The sequence below is a fragment of the Nocardia sp. GP40 genome, from assembly GCF_050434125.1.
In the GTDB taxonomy this organism is placed as follows: Bacteria; Actinomycetota; Actinomycetes; order Mycobacteriales; family Mycobacteriaceae; genus Nocardia; species Nocardia albiluteola.
In genome coordinates, this window is the sequence record NZ_JBNPVW010000005.1 from 389,686 (window position 1) to 415,489 (window position 25,804).

The window sequence follows — 25,804 nt, forward strand, 5'->3', positions numbered from 1 at the left end:
TTACTCCGCGATGATCACCCGAATCTCGTCGTCGGCCACCGCCGTGGATTCGTCCGGACCGGCGAACCAGTGGGTGACCTCGGCGTCGGCCAGGTCGTCGGCGACGTCGGCGCCGGTCGGGAGGACCGACAGGGCGCCCGCGGTGGCCGCGGCCAGGAACTCGTCCAGGGCCGCGGGGCCCGCGGTGGCCGTGGTGAACGTCGTCGACTCGTAGTCGACCTCGTTGTCCTCGCGCAGGGTCTCGGCGTGGTCGAGGGCCTGTTCCTGGGTCAGGGTGAGCCAGGTGCCGTCGGGACGGCGGGCCATCAGGGCCGGGTGGTCCTGCTCGAGCGGGCGCAGCCGGTCGGCGTAGGAGACCGGATGGGCCGGGGCCGCGGCGAGTTCCTCGCGGACCTTCGGATCGGTCGGCACCAGCCAGCGCACCGACTTGGCCGCCGGTTCGAGGGTGATGCCGAATCCCGCTCCCGCGGAGACGATCTCGCCGAAGGACAGGCCGTGCGCGAACAGCGCCGCGGCGCCGGCCTTCTGCACCGCCCACAGCGCGACCACCGCGTCCACCGAGCGCGGCAGCGCGACCGCGACGATGTCGCCGGGGCCCACGCCGCGGGTGATCAGCACCCGGGCCAGCTGCGAGGACCGCGAATCCACTGCCTGGTAGGCGATTTCGGCGCCGTCGGACAGCAGCGCCGGGGCCTGCGGATCCTCCTCGACGACCGTGCCCAGCGCCTTGGCCACCGTCCGGGCGCCGACCAGCGCCGCGGCGCTCGCCGCGGATTCGGTTGCGGCGACGCCGGATTCGGCCAGGATGCGGGCCCGTTCGGCGGCGTCGAGGATATCGATGCCACCCACCGGCGCCTCGGGATCGGATACCAGCGCCTCGAGCACCCGCTCCAGCCGGGCCGCCAGGGTCTGCACCTCGGCGAGGGTGAAGCGGCTGGTCTGGTACTCCATGGCGATGCGGAGTGTCTCCTCGGCGGTCACCATCAGCGTGAGCGGATAGTGGGTGCCGCCCAGGAAGTCCACGCCGGTCACCGAGGCGCCGTCGATCGAGCTGGCGGCCTCGATGGCCGACCGGTCGACCGGATAGGACTCGAACACCACCAGCGAATCGAACTGCGCACCGGCGCCCGCCACCCGCTGGATGTCGGTCAGGCCCACGTAGTGGTGGTCCAGCAGCGCGGCCTGCTCGCCCTGCAGCCCGGCCAGCAGCGCGCGAACGCTCGCGCGATCGTCGAGCCGCACCCGCACCGGCAGGGTGTTGATGAACAGACCCACCATCTGCTCGATGCCCGGCAGCTCCGGCGGACGACCCGACACCGTCGCGCCGAACACCACATCGCCGCGTCCGGTCAACCGGCCCACCAGCAGACCCCACGCCCCCTGCAGCAGGGTGTTCAGCGTGACGCCCAGGTCGGCGCTGAACTTGCTCAGCTGCTGCGTGCGTTCGGCGTCGAATTCCAGTTTCAGCGTGTCGATCTGGAACTGCTCGGCCGTCTTCGGTTGCGGCGCAAGCTGAGTCGGCTCATCCACCCCGGCCAGGGCCTGCGTCCACGCCTGCAGCGATTCGGACTCGTCGCGAACCGACAGCCACGCCAGGAAGTCCCGGTACGAGGCCGCCGGCGGCAGCGTGCTGCCGTCGCCGTGCACCGCGTACAGCACCAGCAGATCCCGCATGAGCAGCGGCAGCGACCAACCGTCGAACAGGATGTGGTGCGCGGTGATCGCCAGGCGCCACCGCTGTTCGCCGGCCCGGTACAGCCCGAACCGGATCAGCGGCGGCACCGTCATGTCGAAGCGCACCGCGCGCTCCTGCCGCAGCCGCGAGACCAGCTCGGCCTCGAGGTCGTCGGCGGGAACATCGGTGAGATCGCTTTCGTGCCAGGCGACCTCGACATCGTTCTGCACGATCTGCACGGGCATGCCGACCGCGTCGGTGGTGAAGGCGACCCGCAGGTTGTCGTACCGGTCGACCAGGGCCTGCGCGGCCCTGTGCAACCGCTCGACGTCCAGCGTTCCGCCGAAGTCGATCACCGCCTGCTGGGTGTAGATGTCCACCGTCGACTGGGTCATCAACGCGTGGAACAGCAGACCCGACTGCAGCGGCGAGAGCGGCCACACCTCGGTCATCCCGGGATACGCCTGCTCCCACACCGCCAGGTCCGCCGGATCGGGCTCGACCAGCGGGCCGGTCGGCAGCACGAGCTCGGTGCCGGTGCCCAGCTTCGCGGCCGCGGCCAGCTCGGCGATGGTGCGCCGCTCGAACACGTCGCGCGCGCCGAACAGCACGCCGCGGGCCTTGGCCCGGGACACCAGCTGGATCGACAGGATGCTGTTGCCGCCGAGGCCGAAGAAGTCGTCATCGGCGCCGATCTCCTCGCGTCCCAGCACATCCGCGAACACCTCGGCCAGGATCAGCTCGGTCGGGGTCGACGGCGCCCGGTACGGGGTCGTCTCGAACTCCGGCTCCGGCAACGCCTTGCGGTCCAGCTTGCCGCTCACGTTCAGCGGCATGGCCTCCATCATCACGAATGCCGTGGGCACCATGTAGGAGGGCAGGCCTGCCGACAGCTCCGACTTCACCCGCGCGGTATCGATGACCGTATCGGCGGCCGGCACCAGGTACGCGACCAGGCGATCGCCCAGGCGCGCATCGGATTTCGCCAGCACCGCGGCCTGCGCCACCTCCGGCAGGGTCAGCAGCGCCGCCTCGATCTCGCCGAGCTCGATACGGAAGCCGCGGATCTTCACCTGGAAGTCGGTGCGGCCCCGGTAGTCCAGCTCACCATCGGCGTTCCAGACGACGAGGTCGCCGGTGCGGTACATGCGCTCCCCGGCCGCGAACGGGTTGGCCACGAAGCGATCCGAGGTCAGGTCCGCGCGGCCGAGGTAGCCGCGGGCCAGCTGCACACCGGCCAGATACAGCTCGCCGGGGGTGCCGGCGGGCACCGGGCGCAACCGCGAATCCAGCACGTACACCTGGGAATTCCACTCCGGCACACCGATCGACACGGACGTGACGTCGGCCTCGGTCACCTCGTGGTTGGTGATCGAGATGGCCGCCTCGGTCGGGCCGTACACGTTGAACAGCCCGGCGGTGTTGTGCCGCAGGAACCGCTGCGCGACCGTGCCCGGCAGCGCCTCGCCGATCGCGAGGGCCCGCCGCAGCGAGGGGGCCAGCGCCCCATCGGATTCGGTGAGCATCGCATCCAGCGCCGAGGGCACCACGTGCAGCGTCGTGACGCCCTCGCGGCGCATCACCTCGTTGAGGTACGCCGGATCCTGGTGGCCGTCCGGGGTTGCGATGACCAACCGGCCGCCGCACACCGCGCCGCTCCAGAATTCCCACATCGACACGTCGAAGGTGGTGGCGATCTTCTGGAACATCACGTCGTCGGGACCCATCCCGAATTCGTCGATCTTCCAGAGCAACTGGTTAACCACCGCGCCGTGCGAGACCGCGACGCCCTTCGGGCGGCCGGTCGAGCCCGAGGTGAACAGCACGTAGGCCGTGTTGTCCGGGCGCAGCGCGCCCAGGCGCTCCTCGTCGTCGATCGGCGAATCGTCGTCCGCCTCGACCTCGTCGATCCGGATCACCGGGGCGATCGCGGTCTCGAAGCCGGTCTCCGCGTTGGTCAGCACGCACACCGGCGCGGAGGTCTCGAGGATGTACTCGGTCCGCTCGGCCGCCTGATCCGGATCCACCGGGACGTACGCGCCACCTGCGACGGTCACCGCGTACATGGCGACCACCAGATCGATCGAGCGCCGCAGCGCCAGCACGACCCGCGACTCCGGGCCCACGCCCAGCGAGATCAGGTGCCGCGCCAGGGCGTTCACCCGACGATCGAGTTCGGCGAAGGTGAGCGTGGCGCCGTCGGGCCCGACCAGCGCGGTCGCGTCCGGGTGCTCGGAGATCGTGTGATCCAGCAGCGAGGCCAGGGTGGCGGACCGATCGACCTCGTGCGCGGTCGCGTTGCGGCCCGACACCAGCTCGTCCAGTTCGCCCGCGGCCAGGTAGTCGATGTCGCCGACCGGGATGCGCGGCGCGGCGACGATCTCGCCGAGCAGTCGCACGAACCGATCCACGAAGCCCTGCACCGTCGCCGCGTCGAACAGGTCCGTCGCGTAGGTGAAGTAGCCGCCGATGCCTGCTCCGGCGCCGGACTCGTCGTAGTTGTCGACCATGATGACGTGCAGGTCGAACTGCGAGACCACCGTGTCGAGCTGCAGCGGCGCGACGGTCAGGCCCGGCAGTTCCAGCCCGGCCTGCGCCTGGTTCTGGAACGACAGGCTGACCTGGAACAGCGGATGCCGCGCGGTCGAACGGACCGGGTTCAGCACCTCCACCAGCCGCTCGAACGGGACGTCCGCGTGCGCGAACGCCTGGATATCCGATTCACGCTGGCGGGCAAGCAGATCCGCGAACGACTCGCCCGCCGCGACCTGGGTCCGGAAGACCAGGGTGTTGACGAACATGCCGATCAGGTCGTCGAGCTGGGCCTCGCCGCGACCCGCCGTCGGCGTGCCGATGGCGATGTCGTCGGTGCCGGACAGCCGCGCCAGCAGCACCGACAGCGCGGTGTGCACGACCATGAACAGCGTCGCGCCCTCGGCCCGCGCCAGCTCCATCAGCGCCCGATGCAGCTCGGCATCGATGGTCAGCTCGGCCCGATCGCCCGCGAACGACTGCGCCGGTGGGCGCGGCCGGTCCGAGGGCATATCCAGCTGATCCGGCAGCTCGGCCAGGGCCGCGCGCCAGTACTGAACCTGCTTGGCCGCCAACGATTCCGGATCGTCCTCGCTGCCCAGCACCTCGCGCTGCCAGATGCTGTAGTCCGCGTACTGCACGGCCAGCGGCGCCCACCCGGGCGCCTCACCGGCGGCGCGGGACGCGTACGCGAGCATCAGATCCCGCGTCAGCGGGCCGACCGACGAACCGTCGCCCGAGATGTGGTGCACGACCATCGCCAGCACGTATTCGGCTGTGCTGGTGGCATTCTCACCGGTCACCCCGAACAGCGCCACCCGCAGCGGCACCTCGGTGGTCACGTCGAACACGGTGCCGATGAACCCGACGACCGCGCCCTGGACCTCCTCGGCGGAGACCGTGCGCACATCCAGTTCCGGAACCGCCTTGCCCGGCGGCAGGATCACCTGCACCGGAGCACCGTCCATCTCGGGATAGATCGTGCGCAGCACCTCGTGCCGGGCGACCAGATCGCCCACCGCGGCACGCAGGGCTTCCACGTCCAGCGCGCCGGACAACCGCACCGCGATCGGCACGTTGTACGCCGTGGACTCCGGATCGAAGCGGTTCAGGAACCACATCCGCTGCTGCGCCAGCGACAGCGGAATCCGCTCCGGACGCTCCAGGCTGCCCAATTCCACTCGCGTGCCGCGGGACTGGGACTCCACGGCCGCCGCGAGCGCGGTGACCGTCGGGGTCTCGAACAGCAGCCGGACCGGCACCCGGGCGCCCACCGCCGCGCCGAGGCGCGCGATGACCTGGGTGGCGATCAGCGAGTTGCCGCCGAGCGAGAAGAAGTCGTCGTCCGCGCCGACCCGCTCGACGCCGAGCACGTCGGCGAACACGCCCGCCACGATCTCCTCGATCGGGGTGGACGGCGCGCGGAACTCCCGCTGGATGAACGTCGGCTGCGGCAGCGCCTTGCGATCGAGCTTGCCGCTGGCGTTGAGCGGCAGCGCCTCCAGGTCGATGACCAGCGACGGAACCATGTAGGCGGGCAGGGTACGCCGCGCCGCCTCCAGCAGCTCCGCGCCCTCGACCGTCTCGCCCGGTGCGGGCACCACGTAGGCCACCAGCTGATCGCCCAGATCCGACGGCATCACCAGGGCTACGGCCTGGCTCACCGACGGCTGCGCCAGCAGCGCCGACTCGATCTCGCCGAGCTCGATCCGCTGGCCGCGGAACTTCACCTGGAAGTCGGTGCGGCCCAGGTAATCCAGGACCGGCACGCCGTCGACCACGCGCCACGCCGCCAGGTCGCCGGTGCGGTACATCCGCTCGCCCGCGCCGAACGGGTTGGCCACGAACCGATCCGAGGTCAGGTCCGGACGAGCGACGTAGCCGCGGGCCAGCTGGTCACCGGCCAGGTACAGCTCGCCCGCCACCCCGGCCGGCACCGGCCGCAGTCGCGAATCCAGCACGTAGGCGCGGGAGTTCCACTGCGGCACACCGATCGGGACGCTGCCCCGCTCGGCGCCGGTCGCGGGCCAGTAGGTGATGGACACCGCGGCCTCGGTCGGCCCGTACAGGTTGTGCAGCGCGGCATCGGACACCGACCGCATGGCCGCGACGGTCTCCGGCGGCAGCGCCTCGCCGATCACGAAGACCTCGCGCAGCGACGGCACCGCGCCCGCCACGGTGTGCGCGGCGAAGACCGTGAGCATCGAGGGCACGAAGTCGGTGACGGTGACCCGCTGCGCGGCAAGGGTTTCCGCGATGTAGAGCGGATCGCGGTGGCCGTCGTGGGTGGCGACGACGAGCTTCGACCCGGCGCGCAGGGGCATGAAGTAGCCCCACAGCGACACGTCGAACGTCGTGGCCGTCTTCTGGAAGTAGACGTCCTGCTCGCCCATCGGGTACTGGTCCAGCATCCAGGCGATCTGGTTGTGGATCGCCGCGTGCGAGACCGCCACGCCCTTCGGGCGCCCGGTGGAGCCCGAGGTGAAGATCACGTACGCCGGGTTGTCCGGGTGCTGCGGTTCGATGAGCTCGTCGGCCTCCAGCGGGGTGGTCTCGAAGCCGTCGAGGTCGATGGTGTTCAGGTCCAGCACCATGACGTCGTCGGGCACCGGCACCGCGTCCTCGGTCCGGGTGAGCACGCAGACCGGCTGCGCGGTCTCGAGCACGTGCGCGATGCGCTCGGCCGGATGATCCGGATCCAGCGGCACGTACGCGCCACCGGCGGTGAGGATCGCGTACATGCCGACGACCAGGTCCAGCGAACGCCGGATCGCCAGGCCGACCAGCAGTTCCGGACCCACACCGGCCCAGATCAACCGGCGCGCGAGCAGATTGACCCGCTCGTCGAACTCCCGGTAGGTGAGCTCCTCGCCCTCGTACGCGACCGCGATCCGATCCGGATGCGCCGCGACCGCACGGCGGTAGCCGTCCAGCAGCAGCTCCGGCGCGATCTCGTGCCGGGTGTCGTTCCACCGCACCAGGATTCGATCCCGTTCGGCGCCCTCGAGCAGCTCGATGTCGCCGACCGCGGTGCGCGGCGCGGCCACGATCTCCCGCAGCAGGCGAACAAAGCGGTCCGCGAAGCCCTCGACGGTCGCCGCGTCGAACAGATCGCTGGCGTAGGTGAGGATTCCGGCCAGACCCGCCGGCGCGCCCGAGTCGTCGTAGGTGTCCGAGACGATCAGGTGCAGATCGAACTGCGACAGCTGGGTGTCGAAGTCGACCGCCGACAGGCTCAGGCCGGGCAGCTCCATGGCCGACAGGCCGAGGTTCTGGAACGACAGGCCCACCTGGAACAGCGGATGCCGCGCCGTCGAACGGACCGGGTTCAGCACCTCGACCAGACGCTCGAACGGCACATCCGTGTGCGCGAACGCCTGGATGTCCGTCTCGCGCTGGCGCGCAAGCAGATCCGCGAACGACTCGCCCGCGTCGACCTGCGTGCGGAAGACCAGCGTATTGATGAACATACCGATCAGGTCGTCGAGCTGGGCGTCGCCGCGGCCCGCCATCGGCGTACCGATGGCGATGTCCTCGGTGCCCGACAGCCGCGCCAGCAGCACCGCGAACGCGGTGTGCACCAGCATGAACAGCGTCGCGCCCTCGGCGCGCGCCAGCTCGGACAGCTCCCGGTGCAGCTCGGCGTCGATCGGGACCCGCACCTTGCCGCCGAGCGAGCTCCGCACCGCGGGGCGCGGCCGGTCGGACGGCAGGTCCAGCTGCTCGGGGAGATCGGCCAGCGCGGTGCGCCAGTACTCGATCTGCTGGGCCGCCAGCGATGCCGGATCGTCCTCGCTGCCCAGCAGCTCGCGCTGCCAGATGCTGTAGTCCGCGTACTGCACCGCCAGCGGCGCCCAGCCGGGGGCCTCCCCCGCCGCGCGCGCCGCGTAGGCGGTCATGACGTCGCGGGTCAGCGGGCCCATCGAGGAACCGTCGCCGGAGATGTGGTGCACGACCATGGCCAGCACGTAATCGCCGTCCGGCGCGCCGTCGGCCAGCTCGTACAACCGGACACGCAGCGGCACCTGCTCCACCACATCGAAGGCGGTGGAGAAGAACTCGACCACGGCCGTCTCGATCTCGGTCGCGCCGATCCGATGCACTTCCAGCTCCGGAACCGCCTGCGCCGCGGGCAGAATCACCTGCACCGCCGGGGATGGCAAGCCGACGGAGCTTGCGGAGTCGGCGGGGTGGGTGAACTCAGTTCCGTCGACCTCGGGGTACACCGTGCGCAGCACCTCGTGCCGGGCAACCAGGTCACCGATCGCCGCGCGCAGCGCCGCCACGTCCAGCGCGCCGGTCAGGCGGACCGCCACCGGGACGTTGTACGCGGTGGAGCTCGGATCGAAGCGGTTCAGGAACCACATCCGCTGCTGCGCCAGCGACAGCGGAATCCGCTCCGGACGCGGCCCGGCGGCCAGCGTCGGGCGACCGTCGACGCCCGCACCCTGCTCGACCTTGGCGGCCAGACCGGCCACCGTCGATGCCTCGAACACGACCCGCACCGGGACCTGCGCGCCCAGCGCGGCGCCGAGCCGCGCGACGACCTGCGTGGCCACCAGCGAGTTGCCGCCCAGGGCAAAGAAATCGTCGTCGGCGCCGACCCGGTCCAGGCCCAGCACCTCGGCGAACACCCCGGCCACGATCTCCTCGATCGGGGTCGAGGGCGCACGGAAGGCCGCGGCCTCGAACTCCGGCTCGGGCAGGGCCTTGCGATCCAGCTTGCCGTTCACGTTCAGCGGCAACGCATCCAGCGTCACGAACGCCGCGGGCACCATGTACGACGGCAGCGCGGCCTCGAGTGCCGACCTGGTCGCGTCGACGTCGACGCCCGTCTCGGCATCGGCCGGGACCACGTATGCGACCAGCCGATCGCCCAGGCGCGCATCGGACTTCGCGAGAACCGCGGTCTGGCCGATCTGCGGCAGCGCCAGCAGCGCCGCCTCGATCTCGCCCAGCTCGATCCGGAAACCACGAATCTTCACCTGGAAGTCGGTGCGGCCCCGGTACTCCAGCTCACCGGCGGCATTCCAGGCCACCAGGTCGCCGGTGCGGTACATCCGCTCGCCGTCGCCGAACGGGTTGGCCACGAACCGATCCGCGGTCAGGTCCGCGCGACCGAAGTAGCCGCGCGCCAGCTGCGCGCCCGCCAGATACAGCTCACCCGCGACACCCGCGGGCACCGGCCGCAGCCGCGAATCCAGCACGTACACCCGGGAATTCCACTCCGGCACACCGATCGACACGGAGGTCACATCGGCGTCGGTCACCTCGTGGCTGGTGATCGAGACCGCGGCCTCGGTCGGACCGTAGAGGTTGAACAGCGTCGCGGCATTGTGCGCCCGGAACCGCTGCGCCACCGCACCCGGCAGCGCCTCACCGATGGCCAGCACCCGGCGCAGCGAATCCGGCAGCGCACCACCGGACGCGGTCACCAGCGCATCGAGCATCGAGGGCACCGCGTGCAGCGTGGTGACGCCCTCGCGCGCGATCAGCGCGTTGAGGTAGGCCGGATCCCGATGACCCTCGGGGGCCGCGATGATCATGCGGCCGCCCGTGGCCGCGCCGGTCCAGAACTCCCAGACCGAGAGGTCGAACGTCGCGGCCGTCTTCAGCAGCACGGCGTCGTCGGCGCCCAGGCCGAATTCGGCGGTCTTCCAGAGCAACTGGTTCACGATCGCGGCGTGCGGCACCGCGACGCCCTTGGGGCGCCCGGTCGAACCCGAGGTGAAGATCACGTACGCGGTGTTCGAATCATGCAGCGGCGCAGTGCGTTCCGCGTCGTCGACCGCATCGCCCGAGAGGCCGGACAGCTCCAGTTCGTCGATCCGGACCAGGGTGCGGTCCGACTCGGCCAGCGCCCGCACCGGCGCGGCGTCCGCGACGACCGCGGAGCTCGTCAGCACGCACACCGGAGCGGCGGTCTCGAGGATGTACTCGGTGCGCTCGGCGGCCTGATCCGGATCCACCGGAACGTACGCACCGCCCGCGACGGTCACCGCGTACATGCCGACGATCAGATCCACCGACCGGCGCAGCGCCAGCGCGACCCGTGCCTCCGGGCCCACGCCCAGCGAGATCAGGTGCCGCGCCAGGCGATTCACGCGCTCGGCGAGCTCGGCGTAGGTGATCGCGATACCGTCGGGATCCACCAGCGCCACGGCGTCGGGCGTGGCCGCGACGGTGCGATCCAGCAGCGACGCCAGGGTCGCGGCCCGATCGACCGCGTGCGCGGTCGCGTTGCGCCCGGAGATCAGCTCGGTGCGCTCGCCCGCGGCCAGGATCTCCAGATCGCCCACGGCCGTACGCGAATTCGCGACGACCTCGCCGAGCAACCGGACGAACCGATCGACGAAGCCCGCGACCGTCGCGGCGTCGAACAGGTCCGTGGCGTAGGTGAAGTAGCCCTCCATCCCGGCCGGTGCCCCGGACTCGTCGTAGCCGTCGGCCATGATCAGGTGCAGGTCGAACTGCGAGATCTCGGTGTCCAGGCGCAGCGGCGCCACGGTCAAGCCCGGCAGCTCCAGCGCGGACTGCGCCAGGTTCTGGAACGACAGGCCCACCTGGAACAGCGGATGCCGCGCCGTCGAACGAACCGGGTTCAGCACCTCCACCAGCCGCTCGAACGGCACATCCGCATGCGCGAACGCCTGAATGTCCGTCTCACGCTGACGCGCGAGCAGATCCGCGAACGACTCGCCCGCCGCGACCTGCGTCCGGAACACCAGCGTGTTGACGAACATGCCGATCAGATCGTCGAGCTGCGCCTCACCGCGGCCCGCCATCGGCGTACCGATCGCGATGTCCTCGGTGCCCGACAACCGCGCCAGCAGCACCGCCAGCGCGGTGTGCACGACCATGAACACGGTCGCGCCCTCCGCGCGGGCCAATTCGACCAGGGCCCGGTGCATCTCGGCGTCGATGCGCAGCTCGGCCTTGCCACCGACGAAGGACTGCACGGCCGGACGCACGCGATCGGCGGGCAGATCCAGCTGATCCGGCAGCTCGGCCAGCGCCGACCGCCAGTACCGAACCTGCTTGGCCGCCAGCGACTCCGGATCGTCCTCGCTGCCCAGCAGCGCCCGCTGCCAGATGCTGTAGTCCGCGTACTGCACCGCCAGCGGCGCCCAGCCCGGCGCATCGCCCGCCGCGCGGGACGCGTACGCCAGCATCAGATCCCGCGTCAGCGGGCCGACCGACGAACCGTCACCGGAGATGTGGTGGATCACCATCGCCAGCACGTACTCCGCGGCGGCGGATTCCGATCCCGGCACCTCGAACAGCGCCACCCGGACCGGCACCTCGGCCGTCACGTCGAACACGGTGCCGATGAACTCGACGACCGCCGCCTGGATCTCCTCCGCGGAGACCGTGCGCACATCCAGCTCCGGAACTGCCTTGCCCGGGGGCAGGATCACCTGCACCGGACCGCCGTCGACCTCCGGGTACACCGTGCGCAGCACCTCGTGCCGCGCGACCAGGTCACCGATCGCCGCGCGCAGCGCGTCCACGTCGAGCTCACCCGACAACCGCACCGCGATCGGCACGTTGTACGCGGTCGACTCCGGATCGAAGCGGTTCAGGAACCACATCCGCTGCTGCGCCAGCGACAGCGGAATCCGCTCCGGACGCGGCCCGGCGGTCAGCGCCAGGCGCCCGCCCGCACCGGCCTGCTGCTCGGCCCGGGCGGCCAGCCCGGCCACCGTCGGCGCCTCGAACATCAGGCGCACGGGCACCGTGGTGTCCAGCAGCGCACCGATTCTCGCGACGACCTGGGTGGCCACCAGTGAATTACCACCGAGCGCAAAGAAATCGTCGTCGACGCCGACCCGGTCCAGGCCCAGCACCTCGGCGAACACGCCCGCCACGACCTCTTCGATCGGGGTCGAGGGCGCGCGGAAGGCCGTGGCCTCGAACTCGGGCTCCGGCAGGGCCTTGCGGTCCAGCTTGCCGTTGATGTTCAGCGGCAGCGCATCCAGCACCACGAACGCCGCGGGCACCATGTACGACGGCAGCGCCTCGGACAGGACGGACTTCACCTGTGCCACATCGAGATCGGCCCCGGCGGCGGGGACGAGGTAGGCGACCAGTCGATCACCCAGGCGCGCATCGGACTTCGCCAGCACCGCGGTCTGACCGACCTGCGGCAGCGCCAGCAGCGCCGCCTCGATCTCACCCAGCTCGATCCGGAAACCACGAATCTTCACCTGGAAGTCGGTGCGGCCCCGGTACTCCAGCTCACCGTTGACATCCCACGCCACCAGGTCACCCGTGCGGTACATGCGGGTGCCCGGCTCGAACGGGTTGGCCACGAAGCGATCCGCGGTCAGATCCGCGCGACCGAAGTAGCCCCGCGCCAGCTGCGCACCGGCGAGGTACAGCTCGCCGGATACGCCGTCGATGACCGGGTGCAGGCGCGAATCCAGCACGTAGACCCGGCTGTTCCACTCCGGCACGCCGATCGGCACCGAGGTGAGGTCGGAGTCGGTGACCTCGTGGCTGGTGATCGAGACCGCGGCCTCGGTCGGGCCGTAGAGGTTGAACAGGTCCGCGGCGTTGTGCGCCCGGAACCGCTGCGCGACCGAACCCGGTAGCGCCTCACCGATGGCCAGCACCCAGCGCAGCGAATCCGGCAGCGCGCCATCCGATTCGGTCAGCAGGCCGTCGAGCATGGACGGCACCACGTGCAGCGTCGTCACGCCCTCGCGCGCCATCAGCGCGTTCAGGTAGGCCGGATCCCGGTGCCCGTCCGGTGTGGCGATGACCATCCGGCCGCCCGAGACCGCGGCGGTCCAGAACTCCCACACCGACAGGTCGAACGTCGAGGCCGTCTTCAGCAGCACGGCATCGTCGGCGCTCAGGCCGAATTCCGCGACCTCCCACAGCAACTGGTTGACGATCGCGCGATGCGGCACGGCCACGCCCTTCGGGCGGCCGGTCGAACCGGAGGTGAAGATCACGTACGCGGTGTTCGACGGGCGCAGCTTGCCGACCCGCTCCGCGGCGGCGATCGGCGCGTCGCTCAGCTCCGGATCCAGCTCGTCGATGCGGACGACCGCTACCCCGTCGGCCTCGAAGCCCGCGTCGGCGTTGGTCAGCACGCACACCGGCGCGGCCGTCTCGAGGATGTACGCGGTCCGCTCGGCGGGCTGATCCGGATCGACCGGCACGTACGCGCCGCCCGCCCGGGTCACCGCGTACATCGCGACGACCAGATCCACCGACCGGCGCAGCGCCAGCACGACCCGCGACTCGGGGCCGACACCCAGCGAAATCAGGTGCCGCGCCAGGCGATTCACACGCGAGTCCAGCTCGCCGTAGGTCATCCGCTCGGCGTCCGGCCCGACCAGCGCGACCGCGTCGGCGTCCGCGTGGACGGTCGCGTCGAGCAGCGAGGCCAGCGTCGCCTTCCGATCGGTGGCCAGCCCGGTCTCGTTGCGGCCGATGAGGATTCGCCGCCGATCCGCGGTGCCGAGCAGGTCGATGTCGCCGACCGGCACCCGCGGGGTGGCCACGAGCTGGCCGAGCAGGCGCACGAAGCGATCGACGAAGCCCTGCACCGTGTTCCGCTCGAACAGGTCGGTGGCGTAGGTCAGGAAGCCGCCGATGCCCTCGGGCGCACCGGCTTCGCCGTAGCTGTCCGCGACGATCAGGTGCAGGTCGAACTGCGAGAGGCCGGTGTCGAATTCGACGCCGGACGCGGTCAGACCCGGCAGCTCCAGGCTGCTCTGTCCGAGGTTCTGGAACGACAGGCCCACCTGGAACAGCGGATGCCGCGCCGTGGAGCGCTCCGGGTTCAGCACCTCCACCAGGCGCTCGAACGGGACGTCCGCGTTGGCGTAGGCCTGCAGGTCGGTCTCGCGCTGGCGCGCCAGCAGTTCGATGAACGACTCGCCCGCATCGACCCGCGTGCGGAACACGAGCGTGTTGACGAACATGCCGATCAGGTCGTCCACGGCCGACTCGCCGCGGCCCGCGATCGGGGTACCGATCGCGATGTCGCCGGTGCCCGACAACCGCGCCAGCAGCAGCGCCAGCGCCGTGTGCACGACCATGAACAGCGTCGCGTTCTCCGCGCGGGCGAAGTCGGACAGCGCCCGGTGCGTCCGCGCGTCGATGCGCACCTCGACCTTGCCGCCGGCGAAGGTCTGCACCGCGGGCCGCGGGCGGTCCGCCGGCAGCTCCAGCTGATCGGGCAGCTCGGCCAGTTCGGTCTTCCAGTAGGCGACCTGCTTGGCGGCCACCGACTCCGGATCGTCCTCGGAACCGAGCACCTCGCGCTGCCAGATGCTGTAGTCGGCGTACTGGACCGCCAGCGGCGCCCAGTCCGGCGCCGCGCCCGCGGCACGCGCCGCGTACGCGATCATCAGGTCCCGGGTCATCGGGCCGACCGAGGAACCGTCGCCGGAGATGTGATGGATCACGATGACCAGCACCGATTCGGTGGTGACCGGATCGGCCTGTGCCGCCTCGTCATCGGCGTCGCCGATCCGGAACAGCGCCACCCGCAACGGAATCCGCGCGGTGACGTCGAAACCGGTGGACGCCAGCTCTGCGACCGCGGCCTCGACCCGCTCCGGCGCGATCGTGCTCAGTTCGAGCTCGACCTCCGAGATCGCCTGCGCCGCGGGCAGAATCACCTGCTCGGGCACCATGGTGGCGGCGTCGGTGGTCTGCGGGTAGATCGTGCGCAGGATCTCGTGCCGGGTGATCAGATCGGCGAGCGCGGCCCGCAGGGCGGCCACGTCGATCGCGCCGGTCAACCGCACCGCCGCGGGCACGTTGTAGGCCGCGGACTGGGTATCGAAGCGGTTCAGGAACCACATCCGCTGCTGCGCCAGCGACAGCGGAATCCGCTCCGGACGCGGCCCGGCGACGAGTTCGCGTCGACCGGTCCCGTCCAGCCCCGTCACCCGCCGGGCCAGGGCGCCGACGCTCGACGCCTCGAACAGCAGGCGCACCGGGATGCGGCTGCCCAGCGCGTTGCCCAGGCGGGCCACCACCTGGGTGGCCAGCAGCGAGTTGCCGCCGAGATCGAAGAAGTCGTCGTCGACGCCGACCTGCTGCTCGGACAGGCCCAGCACCTCGGCGAGGGTGGCCGCGACCAGCTCTTCCATCGGCGTTGTCGGCGCTCGGAATTCGCGCGCGGTCAGCTCCGGCTCGGGCAGCGCCCGGCGATCCAGCTTGCCGTTGGCGTTCAGCGGGAAGGCATCCAGCACCACGAATCCGGCCGGGACCATGTACGACGGCAGCAGTTGCGACAGGTGCGCGCGCAGCGCGTCCACGTCCGCCTCGGCCCCGTCCTGCTCGAGCACCACGTACGCGATCAGCCGGTCGCCGGTGCGCTCGGAGGTGTGCACCACCGCGACGGCCTGCGCGACCGAATCGTGCGCCGCGAGCGCGGCCTCGATCTCGCCGAGCTCGATGCGCTGACCGCGCAGCTTGACCTGGAAGTCGGTGCGGCCCAGGTAGACGATCGTGCCGTCCGCGTTGCGGCGCACCAGGTCACCGGTGCGGTACATGCGGGAACCGCCGTCCCCGAAGGGATTCGCGACGAACCGGTCGAAGGTCAGATCGGGCCGGCGCATGTAGCCGCGCGCCAGCTGGATGCCCGCGAGGTACAGCTCGCCCGCAACGCCCGCGGGCACCGGGTGCATCCGCGAATCCAGCACGTAGGCCTGCGAATTCCACAGCGGCACACCGATCGGCATCGGCGCGGTCATCTCCAGGGTGACCGGCGAGTACATCGCGTGCACCGTGAATTCGGTGGGGCCGTACTGGTTGATCAGCACCGCCGAGGTGCCGAGGCGGTCGAACGCCGCCATCGCGTCGGGCGTCATCGCCTCGCCCACCATGTACAGGATGCGCAGCGTGCCCAGAGCCGCCGGATCCGCGCCGTCGGCGAAGATCCGCAGCATCGACGGCGAGAACGAGGTCAGCGTCACGCGTTCCGCGGCGATCACGTCGCACAGGTACTGCGTGTCGCGGTGGCCGTCCGGCTCCGCGATGACCAGGCTCGCGCCGGATGCCAAGGGGGCGAACAGCTCCCACACCGAGATGTCGAACGTGGCCGGGGTCTTCCACAGCACGATGTCCCGTGCGCCGATGCCGTGCTGCCCGATCATCCAGCAGATCTGGTTGACCACGGCGGCGTGCGGGATCGCCACGCCCTTCGGGCGTCCGGTGGAGCCGGAGGTGAACATCACGTACGCCGGGTGCTCCGGGCGCAGCGGCGCGCGACGCTCGCCCGGGGTGAGCGGGCGGGCCTCGTAGCCCGACAGATCCTCCTGGTCGACCCGCAGCGACGGGGCCGCATCGGGGGCGTCGAAGCCGTCACGAGTGGTCGTGAGGATGCACACCGGCGCCGCGGTCTCGAGAACGTGACCGATGCGCTCGGCGGGCTGATCCAGATCCAGCGGCACGTAGGTGCCGCCGGCCTCCTGGATCGCGTAGATCGCCACCAGCAGATCCAGCGAACGCCGCATGCCCAGGGCCACACGGGCTTCCGGGCCGACGCCGATCCGGACGAGATGCCGGGCCAGGCGGTGCACCCGCGCGGCGAATTCGGCATAGGTCAGCTGCGTGCCGGTGGACGGGTCGACGACCGCGACGGCGTCGGGCGTGGCCCGCACCTGCGCGGCGAACAGCGGGAACAGCAGGCCGGACACGCCGGTGTCGCGGTCGGTCTGGTTCCAGCCGCGCAGCTGCTGCGCCGCCTCGGCCGCGTCCAGCAGCGGGATATCGCCGATCGGCCGGTCCGGCATCGCCACGACGGCCTTGAGCAGCCGGATGAACCGGCGGGCGATCTGCGCGACGGAGGCCTCGTCGAAAAGGTCCGTCGCGTAGATGAATTTGGCGTTGATACCGGCCGCGGTGGTGGACCCGCTGCCCGAGGTGTCGGCCACGTGCATCCGCTCGGTGAGCTCGAGATGCAGATCGAATTTGGCCGTCTCGATGGGCGTTCCGACGCCGGTGACCGACAGGCCGGGCAGATCCAGCGTGGTCTGACCGGTGTTCTGCAGCGACAGCATCACCTGGAACAGCGGGTGCCGTGCCTGCGACCGGGACGGGTTCAGGATCTCCACCAGCCGCTCGAACGGCAGGTCCGCATGCCCGAAGGCGGCGATGTCGCCGGAGCGGACCGAGCGCAGCAGATCGCTGAAGCCCTCGGCGGAGCGGACCGGGGTCCGCAGCACCAGGGTGTTGACGAACATGCCGACGACGTCGTCCAGCGCGCGCTCGCCGCGACCGGCGACCGGGGTGCCGATCGCGATGTCGGACTCGCCGCTCAGGCGCGAGAGCAGCACCGCCAGCGCCGCGTGGATGACCATGAACATGGTGGTGCCGTGCGCGCGCGCCAGATCCGCGAGCCGGGACTGGGTTTCGGCGTCGATCGTGATGTCGTGGATCGCGCCGCGGCCCGAGGCCACCGCCGGACGCGACCGGTCCGCGGGCAGGTCCAGCTGCTCGGGCAGGCCCGCGAGGGTCTGGGTCCAGTACGAGATCTGCTGGGAGATCACCGATTCCGGATCGTCCTCGGAACCCAGCACGTCGCGCTGCCACAGCGCGTAGTCCGCGTACTGCACCTCGAGCGGCTGCCAGGCCGGCTCGCCGCCGTCGACGCGGGCGCTGTAGGCGATCATCACGTCCCGGGCGAACGGCCCGAGCGAGAAGCCGTCACCGGAGATGTGGTGCAGCACCAGGGCCAGCACGTGCTCGGTGGGGCTGACCTCGAACAGCCGGATCCGCATGGGGACCGCGGCGGTGACGTCGAATCCGGTCAGCGCCAGCTCCGCCAGCTGCGCCGGCAGGTCGGTCTCGCTGATCTCGATCGGCGTCAGATCCGGGAGCACCTTGCTGGTCGGCAGGATCTCCTGGTACGCCGCGCCGTCGATCTCCGGGTACCGGGTGCGCAGCGACTCGTGCCGCGCCAGCACGTCGGCGACCGCGATGTGCAGCGCCTGCCGGTCCAGCAGGCCCGAGAGCCGCAGCACCAGCGGCATGTTGTCGATCGCGGAATCGGGATCGAAGCGGTTGAGGAACCACATGCGCCGCTGCGCCATCGACAGCGGAATCCGCTCCGGGCGCGGCTGCGGCACCAGGGGCGTGCGCACGCCGGTGCCCGCGGGCGACTCCGCGCGCGCGGCCAGCGCCGCCACCGTGGAGGCGTCGAAGATCTCGCGCACGCCCAGCTGCTTGTTCAGCGCGGCGGACAGCCGCGCCGCCACCTGGGTGGCGTTGAGCGAGTTACCGCCCAGGGCGAAGAAGTCGTCGTCCAGGCCGACCCGGTCCAGGCCCAGTACCTCGGCGAAGATGCCCGCGACGATCTCCTCGACCGGCGTGGTGGGCGCGCGGAAGACCGCCGCCTCGAACACCGGCGCGGGCAGCGCCCGCCGGTCCAGCTTGCCCGAGGCGTTGAGCGGCAGCGCCGCCAGCGGCATCACGATGGAGGGCACCATGTAGCTCGGCAGCCGGCGGCCCAGATCCTCGCGGAGGGTCTCCACGTCGACCGAAACACCGGGCACCGCAACGACATACGCCACCAGCTGATCGCCGGTGTGCTGGTCGCCGCGGACCACGACCACGGCCTGGGTGATCTCCTCGAGCCCGGTCAGCGCGGCCTCGATCTCACCGAGTTCGAGGCGCTGGCCGCGCAGCTTCACCTGGAAGTCGGTGCGGCCCAGGTATTCCAGTTCGCCGTCGCCGGTCCACATCACCAGGTCGCCGGTGCGGTACATGCGGGAACCGTTGCCCTCGAACGGGTTCGCCACGAACCGGTCGGAGGTCAGATCGGTCCGCGCGACGTAGCCGCGCGCGAGCTGGGCGCCCGCGAGATACAGCTCGCCCCCGACGCCCTGGGGCACCGGCCGCAGTCGCGAATCCAGCACGTACACCCGGGTGTTGAACACCGGGCGGCCGATCGGCACCGTGTCGAGGTCGGCGTCAGTCACCTGGTGATAGGTGACGTCGACCGCGGCCTCGGTCGGGCCGTACAGGTTGTGCATGCCGGCGCCGGTCAGCCGGCGCAGGCGCTGCGCCGACTTGGACACCAGCGCCTCACCCGAGGCGAACACCATCCGCAGCGATGCACACTGCGCGGCAGCGGGTTCGGCCACGAAGACGGTCAGCATCGACGGCACGAAGTGCGCGACGCTCACGCCCTCGGCGGCGATCAGCTCGGCCAGGTAGACCGGGTCGCGGTGGCCCTCGGGCGCGGCCAGCACCAGCCGGGCGCCGATCTGCAAGGGCCAGAAGAACTCCCACACCGACACGTCGAAGGTCGCGGGGGTCTTCTGCAGCACCACGTCGTCGGCGGTGAGACCGTATTCGGCCTGCATCCACACCAGGCGGTTCACGATGGCCGCGTGCGGCACCGCGACGCCCTTCGGCCGTCCGGTCGAGCCCGAGGTGAAGATCACGTAGGCGGTGTTGGCCGGCCGCAGCGGCGCGCGCCGCTGCTCGTCGGTCACCGGGTCGATCGCATAGCCGGACAGGTCCAGCAGATCGATGCGCACCTGGGCGGTGTCGATCGCCAGATCCTCGCCGGAGGTGAGCACGCACACCGGGTCCGCTGTCGCGAGGATGTACTCGGTGCGCTCGGCGGGATGTTCGGGATCCAGCGGCACGTAGGCGCCACCGGCGACCGATACCGCGTACATGCCGACCACCAGGTCGATCGAGCGCCGCATGCCCAGGGCGACCAGCGATTCGGCGCCGACGCCGCGCTCGATCAGCCAGCGCGCCAGCGTGTTCACGCGGGCGCTGAACTCGGCGTAGGACAGAGTTGTCCCCTCGAACGTCAGCGCGGGCGCGTCGGGCGTGCGCTCGGCCTGCGCCTGGAACATCGAGACCAGCGTCGCGTCGGGCGCGACGTCGGCCTCGGTGGCGTTCCAGTCGGAGACGATCAGCTCGCGCTCGCTCCGGTCGAGCAGTTCGATATCGCCCACCGGCACATCCGGATTCGCGGTGATCGCGGTGAGCACCCGCACCAGGCGGTCGGCGGTGCGGCGGACGGCCTCCTCATCGAACAGATCGCGCAGGTACCCGGCGCGAATGCGCAGGCGGGTGTTCAGCGACGCGATCAGCGTCAGCGGGTAGTGGGTCGCGTCCGTGGTGTCCAGGCCGCTGACGGCCATGCCGTCGATATCGGCGGCCTGCTCCGCGATGCCCGCGGCATCGACCGGGTACGACTCGAACACCACGAGGGTGTCGAACAGCCCGCCGATGCCCGCGGCGGCCTGAATCTCCGCGAGGCCCACGTAGTGGTGGTCCAGCAGATCCGCCTGCTCGCCCTGGGTGCGCATCAGCAGTTTCCGCGCCGGCTCCGACTCGTCGAAGCGGACCCGCACCGGCACGGTGTTGATGAACAGGCCGACCATGGACTCGACGCCGGACAGCTGCGGCGGGCGGCCCGACACGGTGGTGCCGAACAGCACGTCGTCGCGTCCGGACCAGCGGCCCAGCAGGATTCCCCACGCGGCCTGCAGCACGGTGTTCGCGGTGACGCCCAGCGTCGCGGCGACCTCGACCAGGCGCGCGGTGGTGGCCTCGTCGAGCTCGAAGACGTATTCGCCGGACAGCGCGGTGATCTCGCGACCGGCGTCCGGGCGCGCGAGCAGCGTGGGCTCCGAAACGCCCTGCAGGGCGGTGGCCCAGCTCGCCAGCGAGGCCGAATGATCCTGTCGCACCACCCATTCCAGGAAGTGCCGGTAGGACCGCACGGGCGGCAGCACGCCGGCATCGGCGCGGGTGGCGTAGAGCACCAGCAGATCCCGCATCAACAGCGGCATCGACCAGCCGTCGAGCAGGATGTGGTGGTTGGACACCGCCAGCTGCCAGCGGTCGGCCGCGACCTGGATCAGGGTGAACCGGATCAGCGGCGGCTCGGTGAGGTCGAACCGGTGCATCCGGTCGGCCTCGATCAGGTCCTCGGCCTGGCCGGTGACGCGCCGGTCGTATTCGGACCACGAGACCCGCACGTCGTCGAGCACCAGCTGCACCGGGTTGCCCTCGGCGTCGGTGACGAACGCGGTCCGCACGTTCTCATAGCGATCCACGAGAGCCTGTGCGGCCGAACGCAACCGGTCCGCATCGACGCGGCCGGTCAGGATGAGCACCGACTGCGCGGTGTAGACGTCCACCGAGGCCGCGGCCAGCTGCGCGTGGAACTGCAGGCCCGCCTGCAGCGGCGAGAGCGGCCACACCTCGCGCAGCCCCGGGAAGCGCTGCTCCCAGCCGTCGATATCGCGCTGCGCGATGCGCACCAGCGGGAAGTCCGACGGGGTGTGCCCGCCGGCCCCGGCCGATTCCGCATGCCGCGCAACGGCTTCCACGGCCTCGACCCACATCTTGCCGAATTCGCCGACCGCCTCGGCGTCCAGCAGCGTCGACGGGTAGCCGATGGTGGCGGTGAGCGTGTCGCCGTTCACGATGGCGTTGATGTCCAGCGCCGCGCTCAGCGGCATGTCGGCGTCGTAGCCGCCGCCCAGCTCGCCGAGGTCCGAGGCCGGGATCCAGCCGAAGCCGCGCAGCTGCTCGGGCACCGCGTCCTCGGAGACCCGGCCCAGGTAGTTGAAGCTGACCTGGCCCGGCAGGTCCTTCGGAAGGTGCTCGGCCGCATCGGGATTCAGGTACCGCAGCATGCCGTAGCCCAGGCCCTTGTCCGGGACCGCGAGCAGCTGCTCCTTGATCGCCTTGACCGCCGGGCCCATGGCCGGGCCGCCGGTGAGCGCGGCATCGATGTCGATGCCGGACAGGTCGAACCGGACCGGGAAGATCGAGGTGAACCAGCCGACGGTGCGCGAGAGCTCCGCGCCCGGGACCACCTCCTCCTCGCGCCCGTGACCCTCGAGGCGGATGAGCACGGAATCCTCGTCCCGGCTCGCGCGCCACTTGGCCAGCGCCAGCACCAGCGCGGTCAGCAGGCCGTCGTTCACGCCGCCGTGGAAGACCGCGGGCACCGTGGTCAACAGGGATCGGGTGGCCTCGGCGGACACCTCGACGTGCGCCCGCTCGAGCACACCGGCCACCTCCACGGCCGGATCCAGCGCACGCGCGGTCAGCAGCGGGTCGGGACCCTCCACGATCGAACGCCACAGCGGCAGTTCGTCGCCGCGCTGCAGCGCCGTGCGCTCGAGCGCGTCGGCCCAGGTGCGCATGCTGGTGCCGGGCTGCGGCAGCTGCGGGGTCTGTCCGGCGGAGAGCTGTCCCCAGGCCGCGACGAAGTCGGGCACCAGGATTCGCCAGGACACACCGTCGACGACCAGGTGGTGGGCGACCACGATCAGGCGCCCGGAACGCGGCGCGCTCTCGGATTCGCCACTGGCGGTGGCCGGATCGAGCCAGACGAAGCGAATCACCACGCCCGTCTCGGGATCCAGTCGATCGAGCGCGGAATCCAGTGCGGCCGAGGCGATCTCGGCGAGGTCGTCGGCCTCGCCGAATTCCACGCGATCGATCAGCGCGTCGATGTCGACGGTGCCGGGCGCGGTGGTCTCGGCGATCCAGTCGCCGCCGTGCCGCCGCAGCCGCGAGCGCAGCATGTCGTGGCGGTCCACGACCGCGCCGACGGTCGCCGCGATGCCCTCGCGGTCGATGCCGGCCGGAAGTTCCAGCGCCATCGTCTGATTGAAGCGCCCGAACGAGCCGGGCCGCTCCACCATCATCCGCACCACCGGCGTCAGCGGCATGACGCCCACGCCGCCGCCGGGCAGTTCGGCCAGCACGCGGCGCGCGTCGGCGGCCGCGCCGGTCTCCGCGACACTCGCCAGGCCGGCGACGGTGCGATGCTCGAAAACGTCACGCGGGCTGAAGATCACGCCCCGCGCCTTGGCCCGGGACACCAGCTGGATGGAGACGATGCTGTCGCCGCCGAGCGCGAAGAACGAGTCGTCGATGCCGACCCGGGCGACGTTGAGCACCTCGCCGAACACCTCGGCGATGGTCTGCTCCATCGGATTGCGCGGCCCGCGGAACTGGCCCTGCGCCTCGAAGACCGGCTCGGGCAGCGCGCGGCGGTCCAGCTTGCCGGCGGGGGTCAGCGGCACGGCGTCCAGCACCATGATCGACGAGGGCACCATGTACCCCGGGATCCGCTCCTCGAGGTGGGCCTTCAGCGCCGCGGTGTCGATCGAGGCGTCCTGCGCCGCAACCACATACGCGACCAGCACGACCGCGCCCGCCTCGGTGCGGTGACCGATCGTCGCGGCGTAGCCGACGCTCTCGTGCGCCAGCAGGGCCGCGTCGATCTCGCCCAGCTCGATGCGGAAGCCGCGTACCTTGACCTGGAAGTCGGAGCGGCCCACGTACTCGAGCACGGGATCGCCGCCGGCACGCGGGATCCACCGGACCACGTCACCCGTGCGGTACATCCGCTCGCCCGCGACCACCGGATCCGCGACGAACCGGTCGGCGGTCAGCGCGGCGCGCGCGTGATAGCCGCGCGCCACCTGCGGACCGGCGACGTACAGCTCGCCGGCCACCCCGTCCGGCACCGGTTGCAAGCGATCGTCCAGCACCAGCGCCCGCATGCCGCGGATCGGGCCGCCGATCGTGATGACGTCGCCGGGCCGCAGCGCGTCGCTCATGGCGGGCGCGACGGTGGATTCGGTGGGGCCGTACGCGTTATGGAAGGCCCGGATCGGGCCGCCCTCGCGCAGCGGCACCGCCCACTTGCTCACCAGGTCGCCCGGGACGGCCTCACCGCCGGTGATCAGCACCCGCAGGCCCTCGAGGCCGCTGGGGTCGAAGGTCGCCAGCGCGGCCGGGGTGACGAAGGCATGGGTCACCCCCGCGTCCCGGATCAGCTCGGATAGCTCGGCGCCGCCGTACACGCCCGTCGGGACGATGACCAGCGCCGCGCCCGCGCCCACCGCGAGCATGAACTCGAGGATCGAGGCGTCGAAGCTCGGGGACGCGAAATGCAGTGCGCGCGAGGAGGAGTCGAGCCCGAAGCGCTCGACCTGCTCGGCGGCGAAGTTGGCCAGGCCGGTGTGGGTGACCACGACACCCTTGGGCACGCCGGTCGAACCGGAGGTGTAGATGACATACGCCGGATGCTGCGGGTGCAGTGAGCGCACCCGATCGGCGTCGGTCACCTCGTCCGCCGGGTAGCGGTCCAGGTCCAGATCCTCGATGACCAGCCAGTCCACCGATTCCGGCAGACCCGCGCGCACGGACGCGGCGGTCAGGCCGAGCACCGAGCCCGAGTCGGTGACCATGTGCTCGATGCGCTCGACCGGATAGGCCGGGTCGATCGGCAGGAACGCCGCACCGGTCTTGGCCACCGCCCACTCGGCGAAGTACGAATCGGCCGACCGCGGCACCGCGATCGCGACCACGTCCTCCGCGCCGATGCCGCGCTCGATCAGCAAGCGCGCCAAGCGGTTCGAGCGGGCGTCGAGGTCCGCATAGGACAGACTCGTGCCCTCGTAGACGACCGCGGTCGCCGCCGGATCCACAGCCGCGGCGGCCAGCATCTCCGGCAGGGTCCGCGCGGGCTCGGCGGGGCCGCCGGTGCGGGCCAGCAGTCCGGCGCGCTCGGCGGGATCGAGGATGTCGATGGTCCCGACCGCGATCCGCGGGTCGGCGACGATCGCCTCGAGCACCCGCTGCCAGCGGGTCACCATCGACGCGGCCGTGGCCTCGTCGAACAGTTCGGTCGCGTAGGTCAGCGCCAGCATCATGCCGCCCGGCTCCGCCGGTGGGCTCTCCGAGAGCGTGAACTGCAGATCGAACCGGGAGGTGCTGTCCTCGAGCTCCAGCGCCGACACGCTCAGGCCCGGCAGCTCCAGCGTCGCGCGCTCCATGTTCTGGAATGACAGCGCCACCTGGAACAGCGGGTTGCGGGCCTGCGAGCGCTCCGGGGCGAGCAGATCGACCAGCCGCTCGAACGGCACATCGGCATTGTCGAAGGCGGCCAGGTCGCCCTCGCGGACCCGCTCCAGCAGCGCGTCGAACGACTCCGCGGCCGACACCTCGGTGCGCAGCACCAGGGTGTTGACGAACATGCCGACCAGATCGTCCAGCGCGGCCTCGCCACGACCGGCGATCGGGGCGCCCACGGCGACGTCGGCGCCGCCGGACAGCCGCGCCAGCAGAATGGCCAGCGTGGCGTGAACCACCATGAACAGCGACGAACCACGCTGGCGCGCAATCTCTTCCAGCGCGCCGATGAGCTCCGGCGACAGCGGGGTGTACAGCGTCGCACCCTGGTGCGAGGTGACCGCGGGCCGCGGGCGGTCCGTGGGCAGGCCCAGCTCGTCCGGGATGCCGTCGAGGGTGGTGCGCCAGTAGCCGACCTGCGCGGCCAGCAGCGACCGCGGGTCGTCCTCGGCGCCCAGCACCTCGCGCTGCCACACCGCGAAGTCGCCGTACTGCACCGGCAGCGGCGCCCAGCCGGGCTCGGCGCCCGCCGCGCGCGCGGTGTAGGCGGTCATCACGTCGCGGGCCAGCGGGCCCATCGAGAAGCCGTCCGCCGCAATGTGATGCACGACGACGACCAGCACGTGCTCGGCCGAGCCGTCCTCGGTCTGCACCTGGAACAGCCGGGCGCGCAGCGGGACCTCTTCGGCCACGTCGAAGCCGTCGGAGGCGAAT

The 25,804-nt window shown here is 71.2% G+C and carries 1 protein-coding gene (cut by a window edge); it reads right to left on the reverse strand.

What is annotated here, in order from left to right:
• Window positions 1–25,804, reverse strand: the 3' portion of a protein-coding gene (locus ABH933_RS18345) for a non-ribosomal peptide synthase/polyketide synthase (protein WP_429455048.1). The gene runs 25,724 nt beyond the window's last position; only the last 25,804 of its 51,528 coding nucleotides appear in the window; the start codon falls outside the window, past its right edge; it ends in the stop codon at window positions 1–3.